This is a genomic window from Pseudomonas sp. TZ252 (assembly GCF_056110345.1).
This window is the reverse complement of record NZ_CM148566.1, coordinates 3843890-3865704: the sequence shown is the minus strand read 5'-3', so window position 1 is coordinate 3865704 and position 21815 is coordinate 3843890. Positions and strand designations below refer to the sequence as shown.

At 68.2% G+C, this 21815-nt stretch carries 21 protein-coding genes; 5 read left to right on the top strand and 16 right to left on the bottom strand.

The features are described 5' to 3' along the window. Nucleotides 1-37: 37 nt before the first annotated feature. Together mexK and mexJ are read right to left on the bottom strand one after the other, a co-directional pair. Entirely contained in the window at nt 38-3115 is a 3078-nt protein-coding gene (gene mexK, locus ACYAF3_RS17890; RefSeq protein ID WP_105579090.1) for a multidrug efflux RND transporter permease subunit MexK, read from the bottom strand. Nucleotides 3116-3119: 4 nt separating this feature from the next. After that, complete coding sequence (gene mexJ / locus ACYAF3_RS17885; RefSeq protein WP_003098646.1) at nt 3120-4223, bottom strand: multidrug efflux RND transporter periplasmic adaptor subunit MexJ; 1104 nt, start codon at nt 4221-4223, stop codon at nt 3120-3122. Nucleotides 4224-4318: 95 nt separating this feature from the next. On the opposite strand from mexJ, the gene mexL reads away from it, so the two are divergent. Next, nucleotides 4319-4957, top strand: coding sequence for an efflux system transcriptional repressor MexL (mexL, locus tag ACYAF3_RS17880; protein WP_003098648.1), 639 nt, complete (start codon nt 4319-4321; stop codon nt 4955-4957). Nucleotides 4958-4963: 6 nt separating this feature from the next. On the opposite strand, the gene ACYAF3_RS17875 is transcribed toward mexL, so the two are convergent. The 9 genes from ACYAF3_RS17875 to ppc all read right to left on the bottom strand — a co-directional run bounded on the left by ACYAF3_RS17875 (nt 4964) and on the right by ppc (nt 14242). Beyond that, a complete protein-coding gene (locus ACYAF3_RS17875) occupies nt 4964-6241 on the bottom strand; it encodes a cytochrome P450 (RefSeq protein WP_003113854.1) in 1278 nt (425 codons plus the stop codon). A gap of 28 nt (nt 6242-6269) precedes the next feature. Next, nucleotides 6270-7055 carry a class I SAM-dependent methyltransferase gene (locus ACYAF3_RS17870; protein ID WP_105579089.1) on the bottom strand — a complete coding sequence of 262 codons (786 nt, stop codon included), beginning with the start codon at nt 7053-7055 and terminating at the stop codon, nt 6270-6272. Nucleotides 7056-7110: 55 nt separating this feature from the next. After that, nucleotides 7111-7806 carry an extensin-like domain-containing protein gene (locus ACYAF3_RS17865; RefSeq protein WP_033936812.1) on the bottom strand — a complete coding sequence of 232 codons (696 nt, stop codon included), beginning with the start codon at nt 7804-7806 and terminating at the stop codon, nt 7111-7113. A 4-nt stretch (nt 7807-7810) separates the two neighbouring features. Continuing rightward, a complete protein-coding gene (locus ACYAF3_RS17860) occupies nt 7811-8635 on the bottom strand; it encodes an isocitrate lyase/PEP mutase family protein (RefSeq protein WP_003098657.1) in 825 nt (274 codons plus the stop codon). A gap of 72 nt (nt 8636-8707) precedes the next feature. Next, complete coding sequence (locus ACYAF3_RS17855; RefSeq protein ID WP_003098658.1) at nt 8708-9574, bottom strand: DUF72 domain-containing protein; 867 nt, start codon at nt 9572-9574, stop codon at nt 8708-8710. Nucleotides 9575-9592: 18 nt separating this feature from the next. After that, nucleotides 9593-9940 (bottom strand): hypothetical protein, encoded by a 348-nt coding sequence (locus ACYAF3_RS17850; RefSeq protein ID WP_003098661.1) that lies wholly within the window; start codon nt 9938-9940, stop codon nt 9593-9595. A gap of 73 nt (nt 9941-10013) precedes the next feature. Beyond that, nucleotides 10014-10694 carry a tRNA (adenosine(37)-N6)-threonylcarbamoyltransferase complex dimerization subunit type 1 TsaB gene (gene tsaB, locus ACYAF3_RS17845; protein ID WP_003092483.1) on the bottom strand — a complete coding sequence of 227 codons (681 nt, stop codon included), beginning with the start codon at nt 10692-10694 and terminating at the stop codon, nt 10014-10016. Between the two features lie 103 nt (nt 10695-10797). Next, nucleotides 10798-11445, bottom strand: coding sequence for an adenylate kinase (gene adk, locus ACYAF3_RS17840; RefSeq protein WP_003092485.1), 648 nt, complete (start codon nt 11443-11445; stop codon nt 10798-10800). 160 nt (nt 11446-11605) lie between these two features. Next, nucleotides 11606-14242 (bottom strand): phosphoenolpyruvate carboxylase, encoded by a 2637-nt coding sequence (gene ppc / locus ACYAF3_RS17835; RefSeq protein WP_016263164.1) that lies wholly within the window; start codon nt 14240-14242, stop codon nt 11606-11608. Nucleotides 14243-14448: 206 nt separating this feature from the next. Between ppc and ACYAF3_RS17830 the strand changes: the two genes are divergently transcribed. Next, nucleotides 14449-14793, top strand: coding sequence for a hypothetical protein (locus tag ACYAF3_RS17830; RefSeq protein WP_003092488.1), 345 nt, complete (start codon nt 14449-14451; stop codon nt 14791-14793). Between the two features lie 8 nt (nt 14794-14801). Here ACYAF3_RS17830 and cadR read toward each other — a convergent pair whose 3' ends face one another. Beyond that, nucleotides 14802-15272, bottom strand: a complete 471-nt coding sequence (gene cadR, locus ACYAF3_RS17825) for a Cd(II)/Pb(II)-responsive transcriptional regulator (RefSeq protein WP_003103716.1) — start codon at nt 15270-15272, stop codon at nt 14802-14804. A gap of 113 nt (nt 15273-15385) precedes the next feature. Here cadR and ACYAF3_RS17820 point away from each other — a divergent pair, with 113 nt between their 5' ends. The 3 genes from ACYAF3_RS17820 (at nt 15386) to lptF (ending at nt 19244) form a co-directional block, all read left to right on the top strand. Continuing rightward, on the top strand, nt 15386-17626 hold the full coding sequence (locus ACYAF3_RS17820; protein WP_023100861.1) for a heavy metal translocating P-type ATPase: 2241 nt from the start codon (nt 15386-15388) through the stop codon (nt 17624-17626). Between the two features lie 379 nt (nt 17627-18005). Beyond that, the gene (locus tag ACYAF3_RS17815; RefSeq protein WP_003092495.1) at nt 18006-18410 is read left to right on the top strand and encodes a DUF4398 domain-containing protein; all 405 of its coding nucleotides are present in this window, start codon (nt 18006-18008) and stop codon (nt 18408-18410) included. A gap of 48 nt (nt 18411-18458) precedes the next feature. Continuing rightward, nucleotides 18459-19244, top strand: a complete 786-nt coding sequence (gene lptF, locus ACYAF3_RS17810) for a lipotoxin F family OmpA-related lipoprotein LptF (RefSeq protein ID WP_003092499.1) — start codon at nt 18459-18461, stop codon at nt 19242-19244. 75 nt (nt 19245-19319) lie between these two features. On the opposite strand, the gene ACYAF3_RS17805 is transcribed toward lptF, so the two are convergent. Genes ACYAF3_RS17805 through ACYAF3_RS17790 form a run of 4 tightly spaced genes read right to left on the bottom strand, consistent with a single transcriptional unit; the run spans nt 19320 to nt 21806 of the window. Next, on the bottom strand, nt 19320-19841 hold the full coding sequence (locus ACYAF3_RS17805) for an O-acetyl-ADP-ribose deacetylase (RefSeq protein ID WP_105579088.1): 522 nt from the start codon (nt 19839-19841) through the stop codon (nt 19320-19322). Beyond that, complete coding sequence (locus tag ACYAF3_RS17800) at nt 19838-20161, bottom strand: PA3694 family proteiin (protein WP_003092509.1); 324 nt, start codon at nt 20159-20161, stop codon at nt 19838-19840. The genes ACYAF3_RS17805 and ACYAF3_RS17800 overlap by 4 nt, the downstream gene beginning before the upstream one ends. Beyond that, complete coding sequence (locus tag ACYAF3_RS17795) at nt 20158-21063, bottom strand: alpha/beta hydrolase (RefSeq protein ID WP_003122133.1); 906 nt, start codon at nt 21061-21063, stop codon at nt 20158-20160. Before ACYAF3_RS17795 ends, ACYAF3_RS17800 begins: the two co-directional genes overlap by 4 nt. After that, nucleotides 21060-21806: a TIGR00266 family protein gene (locus ACYAF3_RS17790; RefSeq protein WP_003113847.1), complete on the bottom strand. Its 747-nt coding sequence runs from the start codon at nt 21804-21806 to the stop codon at nt 21060-21062. Before ACYAF3_RS17790 ends, ACYAF3_RS17795 begins: the two co-directional genes overlap by 4 nt. Nucleotides 21807-21815: the final 9 nt, after the last annotated feature.

Genomic DNA, 21815 nt, shown 5'->3' with positions numbered 1-21815 from the left:
GACGGACGGGGCGCGATCGCCCCGTCCCCTTCTCCCGTCAGGCCCGCGCCTCGTCCTTCTTCACGCGGAACCAGGCGGCATAGAGCGCCGGCAGGAACAGCAGGGTGAGCACGGTGGCGACGATCAGCCCGCCCATGATCGCCACCGCCATCGGCCCGAAGAACACGCTGCGCGACAGCGGGATCATCGCCAGCACCGCCGCCAGCGCGGTCAGCACGATGGGCCGGAAACGCCGCACGGTAGCCTCGATGATGGCGTGCCAGCGATCCAGTCCATGGCTGATGTCCTGTTCGATCTGGTCCACCAGGATCACCGAGTTGCGCATGATCATGCCGGCCAGGGCGATGGTCCCGAGCATCGCCACGAAGCCGAACGGCTGGCGGAACAGCAGCAGGAACAGGGTCACGCCGATCAGGCCCAGCGGTGCGGTGAGGAATACCATCGCCATCCGCGAGAAGCTGCGCAACTGCACCATCAGCAGGCTCAACACCACCACGATGAACAGCGGCACGCCGGCGTTCACCGAACTCTGGCCCTTCGCCGCGTCCTCCACCGTTCCGCCCACCTCCAGCAGGTAGCCGTCCGGCAGCTCGGCGCGGATCGGTTCCAGGGTCGGGGCGATCTGCGCGACCAGGGTCGCCGGCAGCGAATCGTCGTAGATATCGGCGCGCACGGTGACCGTCGGCAGGCGGTTGCGGTGCCAGATGATCCCCTCTTCGAAACCGTATTCGAGCGTGGCGATCTGCGACAGCGCCACGCTCCGGCCATTCTCGGTCGGCACCGCCAGGCTCGGCAGCAACGACAGGTCGCGACGCTCCTGCTCGGTGCCGCGCAGGAGGATCTCGATCAGCTCGTTGTCTTCGCGGAAGAAGCTCACATGCGAACCGGTCAGCGCGCTCTGCAGGAACTGCGACAGGCTGGCGGTGCTCACCCCCAGGGCACGGGCGCGCTCCTGGTCGATGCTCAGGTACACCACCTTGCTCGGCTCTTCCCAATCCAGGTGCACATTCACCACGTGCGGGTTCTCGCGCATCCTGTCGGCGACCTTGCGCGCCAGTTCGCGAACCTGCGGGATGTCCTCGCCGGAAACCCGGAACTGCACCGGATAGCCCACCGGCGGCCCGTTCTCCAGGCGACTGATGCGGCTGCGCAGGTGCGGGAAGTCCTCGTTCATCCGCTCGATCAGCCACTTGCGCAGCGCCTCGCGGCTCTCCAGGTCCTTGGCCAGCACCACCACCTGGGCGAAGCTGGCCGCCGGCAATTGCTGGTCCAGCGGCAGGTAGAAGCGGGGCGAGCCGGTGCCGACGTAGGCCACGTAGTTGTCGATGCCGTCATGGCCCTGCAGCATTTTTTCCAGGCGCTGGACTTCCTCGCCGGTAGAGCGCAGTGAGGCGCCCTCCGCCAGCTTGATGTCCAGCAGCAGCTCCAGGCGCGCCGAGGGCGGGAAGAACTGCTGCGGCACCAGGCGGAACAGCAGCAGCGCGCCGACGAAGGCGGCGAGGGTCAGGACGATCACCGTCTTGCGGTAGCGCACGCACCACTCCACCAGACGCCGGAAGCGCTGGTAGAAGGCCGTAGCATAGGGATCGTAGCCATCGGCGCTGCCGCCGTGCTTCTGCGCGTGCAACCTGGCCAGGTCCGGCAGCAGCTTGGCCCCCAGGTAGGGAACGAAGACCACCGCGGCGAACCAGGAGACCACCAGGGCGATGGTCACCACCTGGAACAGCGAGCGGGTGTATTCGCCGGTGCCGGACTGCGCGGTGGCGATCGGCAGGAAGCCGGCGGCGGTGATCAGGGTGCCGGTGAGCATCGGGAAGGCGGTACTGGTCCAGGCGAAGGCGGCCGCCTTGAGACGGTCGTAGCCCTGCTCCATCTTCACCGCCATCATCTCCACCGCGATGATCGCGTCGTCCACCAGCAATCCCAGCGCCAGCACCAGGGCGCCGAGGGAGATCTTGTGCAGGCCGATGCCGAAGTAATGCATGGCGGCGAAGGTCATCGCCAGCACCAGCGGGATCGACAGCGCCACCACCAGGCCGGTGCGCAGGCCGAGGGAGAAGAAGCTCACCAGCAGGACGATCACCAGCGCCTCGGCCAGCACCCGGATGAACTCGCCGACCCCGGTACGTACCGCCGCCGGCTGGTCGGACACCTTGCGCAGTTCCAGTCCGGCCGGCAGCGACTGCTGCAGGCGGGCGAACTCGGTTTCCAGGGCCTTGCCCAGCACCAGGATGTCGCCGCCCGGCTTCATCGCTACCGCCAGGCCGATGGCGTCCTCGCCCATGAAGCGCATGCGCGGCGCCGGCGGATCGTTGAAGCCGCGGCGAACCTCGGCCACGTCGCCGATGCGGAAAGTGCGGTCGCCGACGCGGATGGGGAAGTCGCGGATCTCCTCCACCGAATCGAAACGCCCGGAAACGCGCAATTGCACGCGGTCGCTGGCGGTCTCGAAGAACCCGGAGGAGGCCACCGCGTTCTGTTCCTCCAGCGCCTTCTGCACCGCCGCCAGGGGCAGGCCGAGGGTGGCCAGCTTGGTGTTGGACAGGTCGATCCAGATCTTCTCGTCCTGCAGGCCGATCAGTTCGACCTTGCCGACGTTCCTGATCCGCTGCAATTGCAGTTGCAGGCGGTCGGCATAGTCCTTCATCACCGCATAGTCGAAGCCCTTGCCGGTGAGCGCATAGATATTGCCGTAGGTGGTGCCGAACTCGTCGTTGAAGAACGGGCCCTGGATGCTTTGCGGCAAGGTGGCGCGAATGTCGCTGATCTTCTTGCGGATCTGGTACCAGAGTTCGGGGATCTCGCTGGAATGGATGTCCTCGCGGGCCATGAAGGTCACCTGCGAGACGCCGGGGCGGGAGAAGGACACGATGCGATCGTAGTCGCCGGTTTCCATCAGCTTCTTCTCGATACGCTCGGTGACCTGCCGGGCCACCTCTTCGGCGCTGGCACCCGGCCAGTTGGTCTGCACCACCATGGCCTTGAAGGTGAACGGCGGGTCTTCGCTCTGCCCCAGCTTGCTGTAGGACAGCGCGCCAACCGCGCCAAGCAGGAGCATCAGGTACAGGACGATCTGGCGATTCTGCAACGCCCAGGCGGAAAGGTTGAAGGACATGCGACTACTCCTTGGCCGCCAGTTTCACCGTGCGGTTGGCCCGGTCGATCGGACGCACCTGCTGCCCTTCGCGAAGCACCTGGACCCCGGTGGCCACCACCCAGTCGCCAGCCTTCAGGCCTTCGAGCACCGGCACCCGGTCCTCGGCATAGGGACCGGTGCGCACCGCCTGCCGGCGCAGGGTCGAGCTGCCCGGTTCGACCACCCAGACGAACGCCTGACCGGCCTCTGCGGTCAGCGCCGACAAGGGAACCGATAACGGCACCGCCTCGGCGGCGGCGACGTAGACCCGCGCGCTCTGGCCCAGTTCGGCCGGAGTCGCGCGGTCGTCGAAGGCCACCCGGGCGGCGAAGGTACGCGATTGCGGATCGGCCGCGGGCGAGAGTTCGCGGATATGCCCGGCAAAGCGTCTGTCGCGTTGCGACCAGAGTTCGACCGACACCGGCTGGCCGATGCGGAAACGTTCGAAGCTGTGTTCCGGCAGGCCGATCAGCACCTCGCGCTCGCCGTCGGCGGCCAGGCTGAAGACCGTCTGCCCGGCCGCCACCACCTGGCCCACCTCGACGCGCCGGCTGGCGATCACGCCATCCTGGGGCGAGCGCAGCACGGCGTAGCCGGCCTGGTTGTCGGCGACGTTGAATTCGGCGCGGATCTGCTTCAACCGCGCCTCGCCGGCGCGGTAGCTGTTCTGGATGTTCTCGAACTGGGAATGGCTGACCAGGTTGCGGTCGAGCAAGGTGCGGTAGCGCCGGTACTCGGCGCGCACGGTCTGCAAATTGGCCTCGGCGGCACTGACCTGGGCCCGCGCCGCCTCCAGTTGCAGGCGCACGTCCTGGGGATCGAGTTCGGCCAGGGGCTGGTCCTTCTTCACCCGCTCGCCGACTTCCACCAGCCGGCGGATGACCTTGCCGCCGATGCGGAAGGCCAGCTCAGGCTCGTGGCGGGCGCGGATCTCGCCGGGAAAGGCCTGGCTCACCTCCCCCGCCGGCTGGGGCTGGACGACGATCGCCGGACGCGCCGCGGCTGGCGGCGGCGTGCCGTTGCCGCAGGCGGCGAGGAACAGGGAGGAAAGCAGGGACAGGGCGACGAGCGGGATATGGCGGTACATGTGACACCTTCCGCAAACTGCGTTCGAGTTCTTATACTGGGCGGTATAGTAAAAATACAGAACCCATCAGTCCAGTATTTCAATTGTATAAGCGCATGTCAGAACCCACCTCCTCCGTCGGTCCCGGCCGGCCCAAGGACCCGGCCAAACGGGAAGCCATTCTCGAGGCGGCCAAGCGCCTGTTCCTCTGCAACGGCTACGACGGCAGCAGCATGGAAGCCATCGCCTCGGAAGCCGGCGTTTCCAAGCTCACCGTCTACAGCCACTTCACCGACAAGGAAACCCTGTTCAGCGAAGCGGTGAAGGCCAAGTGCGCCGAGCAGCTTCCCGCCCTGTACTTCCAGCTGGCCGAAGGCGCGCCGCTGGAAAAGGTCCTGCTGAATATCGCCCGCGGCTTCCACCGGCTGATCAACAGCCACGAGGCGATCGCCCTGACCCGCCTGATGGCCGCGCAGGCCGGGCAGAACCCCAAGCTTTCCGAGCTGTTCTTCGAGGCCGGGCCGAAGCAGGTGATCGACGAGATGGAACGCCTCCTCGAGCAGGCCCGCCGCAGCGGCAAGCTGGCGTTCCCGGACGCGCGCCACGCCGCCGAACACTTCTTCATGCTGGTCAAGGGCTGCGCCAATTACCGTCTGTTGATCGGCTGCGCCGAACCGCTGGACGAGGCCGAAGGCGAGCGGCACGTGGAAGAGGTGGTGGCGCTGTTCCTGCGCGCCTTCGCCGCGGGCGGCTGACGCGGCTCAGGCGCGACGGCGGAAACGCACCCGCGCTCGCTGCGGACGCAGTGAAAACCAGCCGCGCGGCGCCAGGTCGCCGTCGTGCATGATGTCCCAGTGCTCGACCCAGTAGGCCAGCGCCGCCGCCAGATCGATCATCGCCATCGCGGTGCCGGGGCAGGCGCGGTCACCGAGGCCGAAGGGGAAGTAGGCGCCACGCGGCCAGCGCGCCGGTTCGAGGAAGCGCTCGGGACGGAACTCCAGCGGCGCCTCGAACCAACGGGGATCGCGCTGGGTGATCCAGCTCGAGACCATGGTCACGTCGCCGCGCTTCAGCCGCTGGCCGAACACCTCGATGTCCGCCGTCACCTGCCGCGGCGCCAGGCCGTAGGCCGGCGGGTACAGGCGCAGGCACTCCTGCAGGACCGCCCTGAGCAGCGCGCAATCGCGCAGGTCGGCGACCGAGCGGATCGCCGTCCAATTCACTCCCGCCAGCTCGGCGCGTAGCCGCGCGAGCAACTCGGGACGCTGGGCCAGCAGCAACAGGCTCCAGGTCAGGGTCACGCCGGTGGACTGGTGGGACGCCATGAGCAGGGTGCAGAGTTCATCGCGTAGGTCCGCCAGCGGCCGCGGCGAGCGCTCCGCCACCTCGCCCACCGCCTCGCGCAACTGGCCCAGCGCCCAGCGCTTGCGCGGACACAGTTTGCTCGGAAACCAGTGGCCCAGCGGCAGGCCGGTGCTCATTTCCAGCAATGCCACCCGCGACAGCAGGCGCACCGCCTTGGCGATCCGATAGGCCGACGGTTGCAGGTCGACGTCGAACAGCGCGTGACCGCTGAGGGTGACGCTGAACGCAGCCATTTCCAGGTCGAGGTCGTATTCTCGCCCCTCCTCCACCCGCTCGCCCCACTCCGCGGCCAGGCGGCGAACCTCGCTGGCCGGCGGCGGCGCCAGGTGCGGCCGTACCTCCTTGCGCCGGGCCTGGGCGGGGGCGCCCTCACGCATCATGAAGCTGCGCCCGTTCCACTGTTTCAGCATGCACAGCGCCGGCTGCCAGCGTTGCAGGTCATCGCGGCGATCGACCATCAATTCCTGCACCGCCTGCGGATGGAACAGGCACCAGAGGCGCTGCGGGCCCATGCGGGCAACCGCGAGGTCCGGCTGCGCGACGTGCATCTTCTGCAACCAGGCCAGCGGATCGCGCTGCATCTCCAGCCAGTGGCGGACACCGGCACGCCCGTCGTTGGCCCAGGGCAGGTGCGCCAGGCGCCGGCGAATCGGACAATCGATGGTCTGCTGCATGCTCGCCGCCTCCCTGCGGTGTCGACACTCAGCCCTTGCCCAGGGCCTTCTTCGGATAGATGTCGTAGCGGCTGGACTTGCCTTCCAGGCTATAGCCGGGCTTGGGCCCTTCGATGATCGGCGCCTTGCGCGGGCGCTTCACCACCACCCGGTGGCTGGCCAGGGCCAGGGCCGCCTGCAACAGCGCCGGGGCGTCGAGATCGTCGCCCACCAGCGGCCGGAACAGACGCATTTCCTTCTTCACCAATGCGCTCTTGTCGCGATGGGGAAACATCGGGTCGAGGTAGACCACCTGCGGCGCCTCGCCGTCCCAGACGCGCATCAGGTCCGCCGAGTTGCCGCCGAGCAGACGCATCCGCGCGGCGATCGGCGCCACGTCGGGATCGCGCCGGGCGCGCTCCAGGCCATCCTCGAGCAGGGCGGCGATCAGCGGCTGGCGCTCGACCAGGGTCACCTCGCAGCCCAGGCTGGCGAGGACGAACCCATCCCGGCCCAAGCCGGCCGTGGCGTCCAGGACCCGCGGACGGATGCCTGGCTGGACGCCGACCGCCTTGGCGATCATCTGTCCGCTGCCGCCGCCGAACTTGCGCCGGTGGGCGCTGGCGCCCTCGACGAAATCGACCCGCACCGGACCGGGGGAGTCCGCCCCCAGTTGCAAGACCTGCAAGCCCTGCTCGCCGACCTGCACGGCGAACTCCGCCTCGTCGTCCGCCGCCAGCGGCAGGCCGAGCCGCTCCGCCCAGCGCCGCGCAGCCTCGGCGCAACCGGCGGACAGGGCTTGGACATGCAGGCGAGGAGCGGCGGAATCGGTCATGGTCGGGCAATCGTCGGGGAAAGCGCGGATTTTGCCAGAGTTGGCCCGCGCGCGCTCACCGGCAGACCTTCCATAGGCCCATGTCGAGGTGGAAGTGATCCCGGTGGGCGGCGTTGTAGTCGGGCCCCAGCACCGCATTGAAACTGGCGCAGGCGCCATCCCGCACGCGGCGCAGGAAGCGCCCGTCGGCGCTCTCGCCGGCCCAGTCCGTGGCCAGGCGGATCCGCCTCCCGTCGGCCAGGCGGAAGCCGCTGATGTCCAGGGCATTGGCCGAGGCATGCTGGCTGCGCCGACCGTCCTCGCGGTTGTAGACGTTGCGGCAGGCGAAGCTGCCGACATGCTCGACCCGCGCCAGCGGCTGGCCATAGATGTCCAGGGCTGCCGGTTGCAGCACGTGCCGCTCGAACAACGCATAGCTCACCGCCAGCGAGCAACTGGCGAGAAAGCTGCTGCTCAACTCCAGCGCCGCCCCACGCACGCGCAGGCTGTTGCTCAACGGGCAGGTAGCCGATGGCGGGTCGTCGGCTACCCGCTGGTAGCGCAGTTGCGAGGTGGCCAGGGCGGCGTCGCAGAGGCTCCGGTCGTCGGCCAGCCGCCATAGCTTGTAGCGGGTCAGCAGGTTCGGCGGTTCGCGCACGTCCAGCGGCAGCCAGGGATTCCAGCGCGCCGGCAGATCGAGCCACTGGTAGCGCAGGGCGCCGATGGCCCCCGCCAGCAGCAGTAATGGCAGCAACCAGGCCAGGCGGCGCACGGGTTCAGCGGAACAGGTCGTTGATACGGTCGAAAGGCATCGCCGCACGGGTCGCTTCCAGGTCGCGCCGCGCCAGCGCCTGCGCCGCCTGATGGAAAGCGCCGAAGGCGACCCGGGCAAGATTCGAGCCCAGGCTCACGCGCTTGACGCCGAGGGCTTCCAGCTCGTCCAGCGACAGCTCCAGGCGCGGCGAACCGACCAGCACGTTGATCGGCTTCGGCGCCACCGCTTCGAGCACCGCGACGATCTGTTCGCGGCGGTTCAAACCGGGCGCGTAGAGCACATCGGCGCCGGCATCGGCGTAGGCGCGCAGACGCCGCAGGGTGTCGTCGAGATCCTCGCGACCATGCAGGAAGTTCTCCGCGCGGGCGCAGAGGGTGAACGGAAATGGCAACGCACGGGCCGCCTCGACCGCGGCAGCGACCCGCTCCAGCGCGGCGGAGAACTCATAGATGGGCTGTCCGGCGCGCCCGCTGGCATCCTCGATGGAACCACCGACCAGACCGGCCTCGGCGGCCAGGCGGATGGTCGTGGCGCAGTCTTGCGGAGCATCGCCGTAGCCGTTTTCCAGGTCGGCGGCGACCGGCAGATCGGTGGCGGCGACGATCGCCCGGGCGTTTTCCAGCGCCTCGGTCCGGCTCACCGCGCCTTCCGCGTCGCGCCGGCCCAGGGAGAACGCCAGGCCTGCGCTGGTGGTGGCAAGGGCGTCGAAGCCGAGGCTGGCGAGCATCTTCGCCGAACCGGCATCCCAGGGATTGGGCAGGACCAGCATGCCGGGCCCCTGGTGCAGGTCGCGGAAACGTTCGGCGCGTTGGCGTTGGCTGGTCATGGCGGCGGGCTCCGTGGCGGGGAAAGGACTCCCTAGCCTAGGCGCAGGCCGGTGGAGCGTCGAGCGCCGCGCTCAGAGCAGGCCCAGTTGCTCCACTTCCGGGGCTGGGATCGGCTCGGGTAGCGCCGGCAAGCCTGGCAGGCGCTGGCCCAGCAGCGCATGGAAACGCTGGGCCTGCTGGGCCGCCAGGTGATTGTCGGGGGTATGCAGGAATACGTATGGAGTCAGGCCGGCCTCGATCCAGTCGGCCACCTTGTCGACCCAGGGCAAAAGGAACACCTCGTTGGCCGGCAGGTCGGGACCGCCGATGAAACGCACCTGTGGCGTATCGCTGAAGGCCGCCGGACGGATCGGCAGGCGCGGCTTCTTCGACTGGGCGTGGAGCACCGCCGGATCGTCCGAACGGCAACTGAACAGCGCCCGCGAATCCAGGCAGATGCGCTCCACGCCACGCTCGCGCAGGTGGCGGTTGAGCAGGCGCTCGTCCTCGCCTTTGTCGAAGAACGCCGGGTGGCGTACTTCCACGGCAATCCGTCGCGGACTCAGCTCATCGAGGAAATACAGCAGTTCGCCCAGGCGCTGCGGGGTGAACGCCGCCGACAGTTGCAGCCACAGCGGGCTGACCCTTTCGCCAAGCGGCGCCAGCAGTTCGAGGAAGTCGCCGGCGGCCTCGAGCCGTTCGCGCAGGTCGCCTTCGTGACTGATATCGCGGGGAAACTTGGCACAGAAGCGGAACCCCGCCGGCATCGTCTCGGCCCAGCGCCGCACGGTTTCCGCCGAAGGCCGGGCATAGAAGGTGGTATTGCCCTCGACCGCGTTGAAGATGCCGCCGTAGTGTCCGAGGTAGTCGGCGGAACGCAATTCGCGCGGATAGAAGCTGCCGCGCCAGGCCGCCTCGTTCCAGGATGGACAACCGAGGAAATAAGGAAGGGAAACCACGGGAGCGCAGGGAACCGCTCAGGCGTAGAGGTCGAGGCCGAGGACATCCTCGGCGCCGGCGTCGATGTTGAGGCTGGCGGTGGAGTTGTAGCTGGCCAGGGCCATCGCCGCATGGCTGCTTACCGGGCGCTGGAACGCCAGCAGGTCGCGGGCGCTGACCGGCAGGCTGTCGCCGCCCGCCGAACTGGCCTGGACCTTGCGCGCCTGCGGCGCCTGCTCGAAGCCCTGGCTGCCGGAAACCGGCGCCGGCTGCTCGCGCCGCGCCTCGACCTCGCGCTGCACGTCGCGATACGGCGTGACCGCGGAGCCCGGTCGGGCGCTGCGCTCCAGCGGCAACGAAGAGGAAGAAAGTCCGTCGATACGCATGATCAAAACCCGGGGAAGTCTCCACACTCTAGCCAGCCCCGAAAGGCTTGGCAATTACCGCTGCGCGGCATTTTCAGGGCGCTTTTTTCGGCGTCGCCACGTTGTCGCGCAGGTACACCGGCAGCGCCTGTTCCGCCTCCACGCCTTCGCCGCGCGCCCAGGCGAAGCCGGCCAGGCTGAGCAAGTCCTCGGCATGCGGCAGCAGGCTCGCGTCCAGCGCGGCCGGGCGCTGCGGCATGCGCTCGACGTAGCCCCAGCCGGTGCCGGCGCCGAACCAGTCCGCGGCAGCGGCGTCCCACGGTACGGCGACCCGCTCGGGCGGCAGTACCGCTTCGCTGCCGGCCAGGCGCATCTCGCCCTGTTGCAACTGGTAGCAACCCCAGTAGACCTCGTCCATCCGCGCGTCGATGGCCGCGGCGACCCGCTCCGCACCCTGCTCGCGGTAGGCCCGCTGGGCCAGGATCGCCAGGTCGGAGACCGCCAGTACCGGGCGCTGCAGGGCGAAGGCCAGGCCCTGGACCACGCCGATGGCGATGCGCACGCCGGTGAAGGCGCCCGGACCGCGCCCGAAGGCGATGGCGTCCACCGCGGACAGGGCGACGCCGGCCTCGTCGAGCAGGTCGCGGACCATCGGCAGCAGGCGCTGGGCGTGCAGGCGCGGGATCACCTCGTAGTGACTGAGCGCCCGCCCCTCGTGGAGCAGGGCGACGGAGCAGGCTTCGGTGGAGGTATCCAGGGCCAACAGAGTGGACATCGACGGTTCCGCGTGGTGAAAAAGACGCCGATTGTACCAGCCTTCGCCGCCCCGGAAACGCCGACGGCCCGCAAGCGGGCCGTCGGTGCTACAGCGCTGCGGATCAGCTCAGGGCCGAAAGCACTTTCGCGGTGATCTGCTCGACCGAGCCGACGCCGGCGATGCTGTGGTATTTCGGGGTGCCTTCGGCGGCCGACAGCTTCTGGTAGAAGTCGACCAGCGGCTTGGTCTGCGAATGATAGACCGACAGGCGGTGACGCACGGTCTCTTCCTTGTCGTCCTCGCGCTGGATCAGCTCTTCGCCGGTAACGTCGTCCTTGCCGGCGACCTTCGGCGGGTTGTGCTCGGTGTGGTACACGCGGCCGGAGGCCGGATGCACGCGACGACCGGCGATACGCGACACGATCTCCTCGTCGTCGACGGCGATCTCGACCACGTGGTCGATGGTCACACCGGCGTCCTTCAGCGCTTCGGCCTGCGGGATGGTCCGCGGGAAGCCGTCGAACAGGAAGCCCTTGGCGCAATCGGCCTCGGTGATGCGTTCCTTGATCAGGGCGATGATGATGTCGTCGGATACCAGGCCGCCGCTGTCCATCACGCCTTTCACCTGCTGGCCGAGCGGGCTGCCGGCCTTGACTGCGGCGCGCAGCATGTCGCCAGTGGAGATCTGCGGAATGCCGAACTTCTCGGTGATGAACCGTGCCTGGGTGCCTTTGCCGGCACCGGGTGCCCCGAGCAGAATCACACGCATCGATATGCTCCTTAGAATTGGTAAGCGAAAGTCTGGATCCGCCTCGTGGGGCCAATCTCGTATTTGCAGGAAACGGCACTGTATGGCGCCGAAAAGGCTGTCCAAGATACACAGCGCCCCCCCACCGCACAAGACACCGAAAGTTGCCCCCCGCCTTCCCTCATCCGGTGTTGCGCAGTCCGGCGGCGACCCCCGCGACCGTCACCAGCAGCGCCTGCTCCAGGCCGCCGCAGGCGTCGCCCTGGCAGCGCCGCGAACGGGCCAGAAGCTCAGCCTGGAGCAGGTGCAGCGGGTCTAGATAGCTGTTGCGCACGCTGATCGACTCGCGGGTCTCGCTGGCGTGGGCGAGCAGCAGCGACTGCCCGGTCAGTCCCAGTACCACGCGCACCGCCTGCGACAATAGGTCGCGTAAACGACGCCCCAGCGGACGCAGCTCGAGCGGCACTAGACGTTCGTCGTAGAGCCGCGCGATATCCGCGTCGGCCTTGGCCAGGACCATTTCCAGCATGTCGATGCGGGTGGTGAAGAACGGCCATCGCTCGCGCATCTGCCCGAGCAGCGCGCCCTCGCCACGCTCGATGGCGTTCAGCAAGGCGGTCTCCCAGCCAAGCCATGCCGGCAGCATCAGGCGCGTCTGGGTCCAGGCGAAGATCCAGGGAATCGCCCGCAGGCTCTCCACCCCGCCTTCGCGGCGCTTGGCCGGGCGGCTGCCCAGCGGCAGACGGCCCAGTTCCTGCTCGGGCGTGGCCAGGCGGAAATACTCGACGAACTGCGGATCGTCGCGCACCACCCTGCGGTAGGCCAGCAGCGCGTCCTTCGCCAGGCGGTCCATCTGCGCGCGCCAGGCCGGCTCCGGAGCCGGCGGCGGCATCAGGGTCGCTTCCAGCACTGCGGCGAGGTAGAGATTGAGGTTCTGTTCGGCGATGTCCGGCAGACCGAACTTGAAGCGGATCATCTCGCCCTGTTCGGTGACCCGGAAGCGCCCGGCCACCGAACCCGGCGGCTGCGACAGGATCGCCGCGTGGGCCGGCCCGCCGCCGCGACCGACGGTACCGCCGCGGCCGTGGAAGAGCAGCAACTCGACCTCGTGCTGGCGGCAGATCTCCACCAGTTTCTCCTGCGCCCGGTACTGCGCCCAGGCCGCCGTGAGGGTACCGGCGTCCTTGGCCGAATCGGAGTAGCCGATCATCACTTCCTGCACCCCGGAGAGCCGCGAACGGTAGCCCGGCAGCGTCAGCAGGCGCTCCATGCAGGGGCCGGCGTTGTCCAGGTCGTCGAGGGTCTCGAACAGCGGCACCACGCGCATCGGCCAGTCGACGCCGCTTTCCTTTAGCAGCAGTTGCACCGCCAGCACGTCGGACGGCTGGCCGGCCATCGAGATCACGTAGGACCCCAGCGACGCCGGTGGTGCGGCGGCGATCGCCCGGCAGGTGGCGAGCACCTCGGCGGTATCCGCCGAAGGCTGGTAGTGCGCCGGCAGCAGGGGGCGGCGGCTGTTCAGTTCCTCGAGAAGGAATTCCAGGCGGGTCTTCTCGTCCCACTCGTCGTAGCTGCCCAGCTCCAGGTACTCGGTGATCTCGCTCAGCGCGGCGGCATGGCGGGCCGAGTCCTGGCGCACGTCCAGGCGTACCAGGAACAGGCCGAAGGTGGCGGCGCGGCGCAGGCAGTCGAGCAACGCGCCATCGGCGATCACGCCCATGCCGCAGGCGTGCAGCGACTCGTGGCACAGTTGCAGCGGCTCGACCAGGTCGCGGTTGTGCTCCAGGACGCCCTCCGCGGCCGGCACCTCGCCGGCCAGGGCCTGGTGGGTCCAGTTGCGGGTCACGCGCAGGCGCTCGCGCAATTGCTTGAGCAGGGCGCGATAGGGCTCGGCGCTATCGCCGACCCGCGCCAGCAGCTGCGGCGAGGCCTGCTGCATGGACAGCTCGGCGGCCAGTCGGTCGATATCGCGCAGGTACAGGTCGGCGGCCATCCAGCGCGCCAGCAGCAGGACCTCGCGGGTCACGCTGGCGGTGACGTTGGGATTGCCGTCGCGGTCGCCCCCCATCCAGGACGCGAAGCGCAGCGGCGCGGCGGTCAACGGCAGGCGTTCGCCGGTGCTGCGCAGGAGTACCTCGTCGACGTGCCGAAGGACGTTCGGCAAGGCCTGCCAGAGAGAATGTTCGATCACCGCGAAGCCCCATTTCGCCTCGTCCACCGGGGTCGGCCGGACCTTGCGGATCTCGTCGGTATGCCAGGCCTCGGCCACCAGCCGCTGCAGGCGCTGCTGGATGCGACTGCGCTCCTCCGGCAGCAGGTCGGCATGGTCCTTGGCCGCCAGCTGCGCGGTGATCGCATCGTATTTCTGGATCAGCGTGCGCCGCGCCACCTCGGTGGGATGGGCGGTCAGCACCAGTTCGATCTCCAGCCCGGCGAGCTGGCGAGCCAGTTGCCCGGGGGCATGCCCGGCGTCCTTGAGACGCCCCAGCAGCTCTTCCAGCACCAGGTTCTCGAAGGGTTCCGGCTCGTTCGGCCGGCGCCGGCGGATACGGTGGTATTGCTCGGCGATATTGGCCAGGTTGAGGAACTGGTTGAAGGCCCGCGCCACCGGCAGCAGTTCGTCTTCCTCGAGCCCGTCGAGGGTGGCGGTGAGCTGCTGGGCGCCCTCCGCGGAACCGCGGCGGGCAGCCTTGGCGCCCTTGCGGATCAGCTCGATCTTGTCGAGGAACCGCGGGCCGTACTGCTCGCGGATGGTGTCGCCGAGCAATTCGCCCAGTTGGTGGACGTCCTCGCGCAGGCGCGCATCGATTTCCGGCATGACCTGTCTCCACTGCGGGTGGGAAACCAGCTTGGCTCAGGCGCCCCCGCGCTTACAAGCCCGCAGGGTGCCAGTACGGCGCCGCCGGGCCGGAAGCGAGGCTGCCGGCGCCGATCGGGTCTAGTCTGAAGGAAGTGCCCGCACCGAGGCACGGCCCCACGAGGGCCCCCCAGCACGCCCGCCACGACCGGGCTGAAGAGGTCAGCATGAAGATCCGTGAGCTTGTCCGCCATTGGGAACACACCGCCAAGGGCCGCATGGCCCGCAACCACTACAGCATCCCGCTGGACGTCGAAAGCGCCGCGCGCCTCGCCGCGCTGCACGAGATGTATCCGCGGCGCAGCGTCGAGGAACTACTGGGCGAGCTGGTCGGCGCCGCCCTGGAAGAACTGGAGGCGAGCTTTCCCTACGTGAAGGGGAGTCAGGTGGTGGCCACCGACGAACAGGGCGATCCGCTCTATGAGGATGTCGGCCCTACCCCACGCTTCCTGTCGCTCTCGCGCAAGTACCTGCACGAACTGGTCGCGCAACAGGACACCTCCAGTCACTGAGCGCGGCTTCAGCCATGCCGGCGGTGCACGCCGGGGACGTGCATGTGCCCGGCCTCGGCGCATTCCTCGGCGATTGGCGACAGCGGCGCGGGCTGCTCCAGTTCGCGGAGGATGCCGCAGGCCTGGCTGTTGCCGGCGACCGTACAGCGTGAGCCGAGATCCCGCAGTTGCTCGCGCAATGCCTGGAGTTCGGCGATGCGCACCTCGACGTGATGCAGGTGCTCGTCGATCAACCGGTTGGCGGTGCCGCAATCCGCCTCGGGACGGTCGCGCAACGCCAGCAGGGTACGGATTTCCTCCTGGGTCATGTCCAGCGAGCGGCAGTGACGGATGAACGACAGGCGCTCGACATGCGCCAGGGTGTATTGCCGATAGTTGCCTTCGCTACGCGCGGGCTCGGGCAACAGGCCTTCGCGCTCGTAGTAGCGGATGGTCTCCACCGGGCAACCGGTTCTCTTCGCCAGCTCACCGATCTTCATGCCAACCCTCCTCCAATCGCCGACGCGGCTACCCGAATTGGCAGTACCGCTTGACTCTGTAGTTGCTACAGGGTGTGCAATCGCACCCAACACGTCAAACGGGAATTGTTTCCATGAGCCACGAACACGCCGACACTTGCTGTCACGGTCACGGTCACGGTCACGGTCACGGTCACGGACATGATCATGGGCACCGCCACGCGCCTCGCCCGGCGGTGGCCGCCATCGGAACCCTGGCCGGCAACGCCGAGTTGCGCTGGAGCGACCTGCGCATCGAAGCGATGGACTGCCCGACCGAGGAACGCCTGATCCGCGACGCCCTCGGTCGCCAGCCGGCAGTGGAGTCGCTGGAATTCAACCTGATGCAGCGCCTGCTGCGCGTCCAGCATCGCTTCGACAGCGTCGAGCCGCTGCAGAAGCTGATCGCCGGCCTCGGCATGCAGGCGGTGCCGCTGGATGCCGGCGAAAATACCGACGGCCCCTCGCAAGCGCCGGCGAAGCCCTGGTGGCCGCTGGCCCTGGCCGGCGCGATGGCGCTGGCCTCGGAGATCGTCGAATGGTTCGGCCTGGCGCCGGACTGGGTGGTCGCCGGCCTCGCCCTGCTGGCCATCCTCGGCGCCGGCCTGCCGACCTACCGCAAGGGCTGGATCGCACTGAAGAACCGTAACCTGAACATCAACGCCCTGATGAGTATCGCCGTGACCGGCGCCGTGCTCATCGGCCAGTGGCCGGAAGCGGCGATGGTCAGCGTGCTGTTCGCCATCGCCGAGTTGATCGAGGCGAAGTCCCTGGATCGCGCGCGCAACGCCATCCGCGGCCTGCTGCAACTGGCTCCGGAACAGGCCACCGTGCTGGTCGGCGGCGAATGGAAGGAACTGCCGGCCAAGCAAGTGGAACTGGAAGCCACCGTGCGCGTGAAGCCCGGCGAACGCATCGCACTCGACGGCGAGGTGACCAGCGGCCGCTCCAGCGTCAACCAGGCGCCGATCACCGGCGAAAGCCTGCCGGTGGAGAAGGAGGTCGGCGAGCCGGTGTTCGCCGGCAGCATCAACGGCGAGGGCGCGCTGGAGTACCGCGTCACCCGCCGCGCCGACGACAGCACCCTGGCCCGGATCATCCACGCCGTGGAGGAAGCCCAGGGTTCCCGCGCACCGACCCAGCGTTTCGTCGACAGTTTCGCCCGCGTCTACACCCCGGTGGTATTCCTCATCGCCCTCGCCACCGCGGTGCTGCCGCCGCTGCTGTTCGGCGGCGCCTGGCTGGACTGGATCTACCGCGCCCTGGTGCTGCTGGTGATCGCCTGTCCCTGCGCGCTGGTGATCTCCACCCCGGTGACCATCGTCAGCGGCCTTTCCGCCGCGGCGCGCCTGGGCATCCTGATCAAGGGCGGGGTGTTCCTCGAACTCGGGCGCAAGCTGTCCTGGGTCGCCCTCGACAAGACCGGCACCATCACCCATGGCAAACCGCAACAGACCGACTACCTGCCGATCGCGGAGGCTGACGGGACGGATGCGCGCCTGCTCGCCGCCAGCCTGGCCGCGCGTTCCGACCACCCGGTATCGCGCGCCGTGGCCAACGCAGCGGAAGAGGACGGCCTTGCCCTGGGCGTGGTCGAGGACCTCGCCGCCTTGCCGGGACGAGGCGTCAGCGGACGCATCGACGGCGTCCTCTACCACCTCGGCAACCATCGCCTGGTGGAGGAACTGGGCCTCTGCTCGCCGGCCCTGGAAGAGCGCCTGGACGCCCTGGAACGCCAGGGCAAGACGGTCATCGCGCTGTGCGATCCGCAGCGCGTGCGGGCCCTCTTCGCCGTCGCCGACGGGGTCAAGGACAGCAGCCGCGAGGCGATCCGCGAGCTGCACGCGCTGGACGTGAAGACCCTGATGCTCACCGGCGACAACCCGCACACCGCAGCCGCCATCGCTGCCCAGGTAGGCATCGACGCAGCTCGCGGCAACCTCCTGCCGGAGGACAAGCTGCGTGAAGTGGAAGCGCGCCAGGCCGACGGCTCGCGGGTCGGCATGGTCGGCGACGGGATCAACGACGCGCCGGCCCTGGCCCGCGCCGACATCGGCTTCGCCATGGGCGCGGCGGGCACCGACACGGCCATCGAGACCGCCGGCGTCGCGCTGATGGACGACGACCTGCGCAAGTTGCCGCAATTCGTCCGGCTGTCGCGCACCACCCACGCGATCCTGGTCCAGAACATCACCCTGGCCCTGGGCATCAAGGCGGTGTTCCTCGCCCTTACCCTGGCAGGCGAAGGCACCCTGTGGATGGCGGTATTCGCCGACATGGGCGCCAGCCTGCTGGTGGTGTTCAACGGTCTGCGACTGTTGCGCAAGCGTTTCTAAAAGGCCCCACTGGCCTCCTCCAGCCCCACTCAGGTGGGGCTTTTTTCTGCCCGAGTGTTCCGTCCTGGAGCGCTGCGGCAGTTGTGCGTTTCGTGGACTAGAGCCCTGTAGGACGGGCTTTAGTGAGCAGAGGTGGCGTTCTGCGACCACGCCGGAAGCCGACTGTTCAGTCAGAAAATTTCAGATTTTTTTTTGAACCCCTGAACCAGCGGGGGAGTCACTAAAAGTACATGGCCAATCGCCAAGCCCCTGAAACAGAGGCCTGGCAGAGGCTTGCTCAGTGAGCAGGAAGAAAAGACCGGAGGGCCGGAAACGCGCCCACGGTAATGGCCAGAGATGAAAGCCAAGGAATCAGCATCCCTGTCAGAGGAAATTTCCCATGGAGCAAAAAGCGATGAGCAAGCAACACACCGGTTCCCTGCGTGGCCTCAAGCTGGCCCTGCTGGCCGTAGGCAGCAGCCTGGTCCTGGCCGGCTGCGCCGGCAACCCGCCGACCGAGCAGTTCGCCGTGACCGAATCCGCGGTGAATAACGCGGTGAGCGCCGGCGGCCCGGAATATGCCCCGGTCGAGATGAAGTCCGCTCAGGACAAGCTGAGCCAGGCGCGCATCGCCATGAACGACAAGGAATACGACCAGGCCAAGCGCCTGGCGCAGCAGGCCGAGTGGGACGCCCGGGTCGCCGAGCGCAAGACCCAGGCCGCCAAGGCGCAGAAAGCCGTGAAGGATGCCCAGCAGGGCGTCATGGAACTGCGTGAGGAAGGCATGCGCGATACGCAGCACTAAGCCGGATTCCGCCCTTCTTTCGTCGATTCGTGATTAAGGATGACCCCTATGCGTAAGTACATTGCCCTCCCCGCCGTATCCCTGCTGGCCCTGGCGCTGGCCGCCTGCTCCACGCCGCCGAACGCCAACCTGGAACAGGCCCGCAGCAACTTCTCCGCGCTGCAGTCGCAGCCCGACGCGACCAAGGTCGCGGCCCTGGAAACCAAGGACGCCGGCGACTGGCTGGCCAAGGCCGACAAGGCCTACCAGGATGGCGAAGACCAGCGCGACGTGGACCAACTGGCCTACCTGACCAACCAGCGCATCGAACTGGCCAAGCAGACCATCGTCCTGCGCAATGCCGAGGCGCAGTTGCAAAATGCCTCCGCCCAGCGCGCCCAGGCCCGCCTCGACGCGCGCACCGCGCAACTGGACAAGCTGCGTAGCCAACTGAATGCCAAGCAGACCTCGCGCGGCACCATGGTGACCTTCGGCGACGTTCTGTTCGATCTCGACAAGTCCGACCTGAAGCCCGGCGCCATGCGCAACATCCAGCAACTGGCCGAGTTCCTCCAGCAGAACCCGGAGCGCCAGGTGATCGTAGAGGGCTACACCGATAGCACCGGTTCCGCCAACTACAACCAGCGCCTGTCCGAGCGTCGTGCCGACTCGGTGCGCATGGCCCTGCTCAGCCGCGGCATCAGCCCGGAACGCGTAGCCACCCGTGGCTACGGCAAGGAATATCCGGTGGCCAGCAACGGCACCAGCTCCGGCCGTGCCATGAACCGTCGGGTGGAAGTCACCATTTCCAACGACGCCAAGCCGGTCGCGCCACGCTCCTCCGTCAGCGGCTGATAAGCCCTACGGAAGCCCAAAAGCCCCGCCATCCGGCGGGGCTTTTTCATGGGCGGGGCTTGAGCTTTCCAGGTATCAGCGGGCCACAGGCCGCTCGCCGAGCAAGCGCTGGTAGCGCTCGGCCATCGAGCTATCGAAGGCAACCAGGACGATTTCCTCCAGGCTGCTGTGCGCCGGGCGTTGCCGGCAGACCTCTTCGACGGCAATGGCCGCGGCCTGCTCCACGGGATAGCCGTAGATGCCGCAGCTGATGGCGGGGAACGCGACGCTGGCCGCCCCGGCCTGCTCGGCCAGCGCCAGGCTGCGCCGGTAGCAGCTGGCCAGCAGCTCCGCTTCGCCGTTGTCGCCGCCGCGCCAGACCGGGCCGACGGTGTGGATCACGTGGGCCGCCGGCAGACGGAACCCACGGGTGATCTTCGCCTCGCCGGTCTTGCAACCGTGCAGCAGGCGGCAGGCCGCCACCAGTTCGGCACCGGCGGCGCGGTGGATGGCGCCGTCGACACCGCCCCCACCGAGCAGCGAGGAGTTCGCCGCGTTGACGATGGCATCCACCGCAAGACGGGTGATGTCTCCCTGCCAGACGCGGACCTCGGTCATTTCACTTCCTGCGGGACTTCCTGTCCGGCGCAGCGCACGGCGTGCTTCCTGTTGTCCACCAGCACGCCGGAAAGGCCCTTCTGCTCGGTGTCGAACAGCACCAGGACGCCATCGATGCACTGCGCGACCTGCTTGGCCGGCTCCAGGGACAGCTTCACATCTTCGCCGGGCAGGCTCTTCAGCATGGTGAAGTCGGCCAGCAACAGGGCGTCCTGCGGCTTGGCGAAATGCAGGTAGCCGTAGTACCAGAGCACGCCGACGGTGACGAAGATGGTACCGATGCCGGTCAGGATGCAGGGGAGTACGTTACGGTCGCTCATGGATTGCCTTCGGGTTTCGCGGATTCGCGGTTCGGGATTTCGGCCAGCCGGCGCAGGCCGGTGAAGCCATGGGGGTCGTCGAGGAAGCGCAGCATCACTTCCTGCCAGGTCGCTTCGGCGAAGGTCTGCACGTGGCCGCCTCGGGTCAGTTGCAGGACCTTCGGCGGCCGCGCCTGGCGGTACAGGGCGATGCCGTTCTCGAGGGGCACAATGGTATCGTCGATGCTGTGAAAGAACAGCATGGGTGCGCCAGAAAGCCGCGCCACCGAATGGATGGCGCTGTCGTCGTCGGGCACCAGCCAGGACAGCGGCACCTGCAGCGGCCAGGTCAGCCAGGAACCGTCCAGCATGTGCCGGGCGATGCCGCGGTAGCTCGCCGGTACCCCGTCGAACACCAGCGCCTTGAACTGGCCCTGGCGCTGCGGATGCTCGACCAGGTAGTGGATCGCCAGCGCGCCGCCGAGACTCTGCCCCAGCAGCACGCGCTCGGTGCCCTTCACCTCCGGCGCCTGGTCGAGCCAGGCGAACGCCGCGTCGATGTCGCGGTAGACCTCCGGCAGTCCCGGCTGGCCCTCCGACTGGCCGTAGCCGCGATAGTCGAGCATCAGCACCTGGTAGCCCTCGGCGGGCAGCCACCACGTGCCGCCGAGGTGCCAGGACAGGTTGCCGCCGTTGCCGTGCAGGTAGAGCACAGTGCCTTTCACCGGCACGCCTTTCTTCGCCGGCAGCCACCAGGCGCGCAGGCGCACGCCGTCGGCGGTGGTCAGGGTGACGTCGCGGTACTCCAGCCCGGCGCGCGCCGGAGTGATCTGCACCACCGGCTCGGGATAGAACAGCAGCGAACTGCAGCCACCGAGGAACAGCGCGCCGAGTACCAGCAGCGGGATCAGCAGGCGCTTCATCCGTTGTTGGTCCTTACCTCTTCGCGGGCGCGAAAGGTGGCGTCGTAGATGCGCCCGGCCAGGCGCGAGAACGGCAGGCTCTGCAGCCAGACGGTGCCGCTGCCCTTGAGGGTGGTCAGCAGCAATCCTTCGCCGCCGAACAGCATGCTCTTCAGGCCGCCGGCCAGTTGCACGTCGTAGTCGATACCGTCGGTGAAGGCCACCAGGCAACCGGTGTCGACCCGCAGCGTCTCGCCATTCAACTGGCGGCGGATCAGCGTGCCGCCGGCGTGGACGAAGACCAGGCCATCGCCCTCGAGCTTCTGCAGGATGAAGCCCTCGCCGCCGAAGAAACCGGCGCCCAGGCGCTTGGTGAAGGCGATGCCGACCCGGGTGCCATAGGCTGCGCAGAGGAACGAGTCCTTCTGGCAGAACAGGCGCCCGCCGACATCGTCCAGGTCCACCGCCACCACGCTGCCCGGATAGGGCGCGGCAAAGGCCACGTGCTGCTTGCCCTGGCCTTCGTTGGTGAAGTGGGTCATGAACACCGACTCGCCACCGAGCTTGCGCTTGCCGGCGCTCCACAGCTTGCCCAGCAGGCTGCCGTCGGAGCCGTCGCCCATCCGCGCGGTGAAGCGGATGTCGCCGGTCATGTAGTTCATTGCCCCGGCCTCGGCGATCACGGTTTCCCCGGGGTCGAGTTCGATCTCCACGGTCTGCATGGATTCGCCGAGGATGCGGTAGTCGAGTTCGTGGCTGGCCATCGCCGTTCT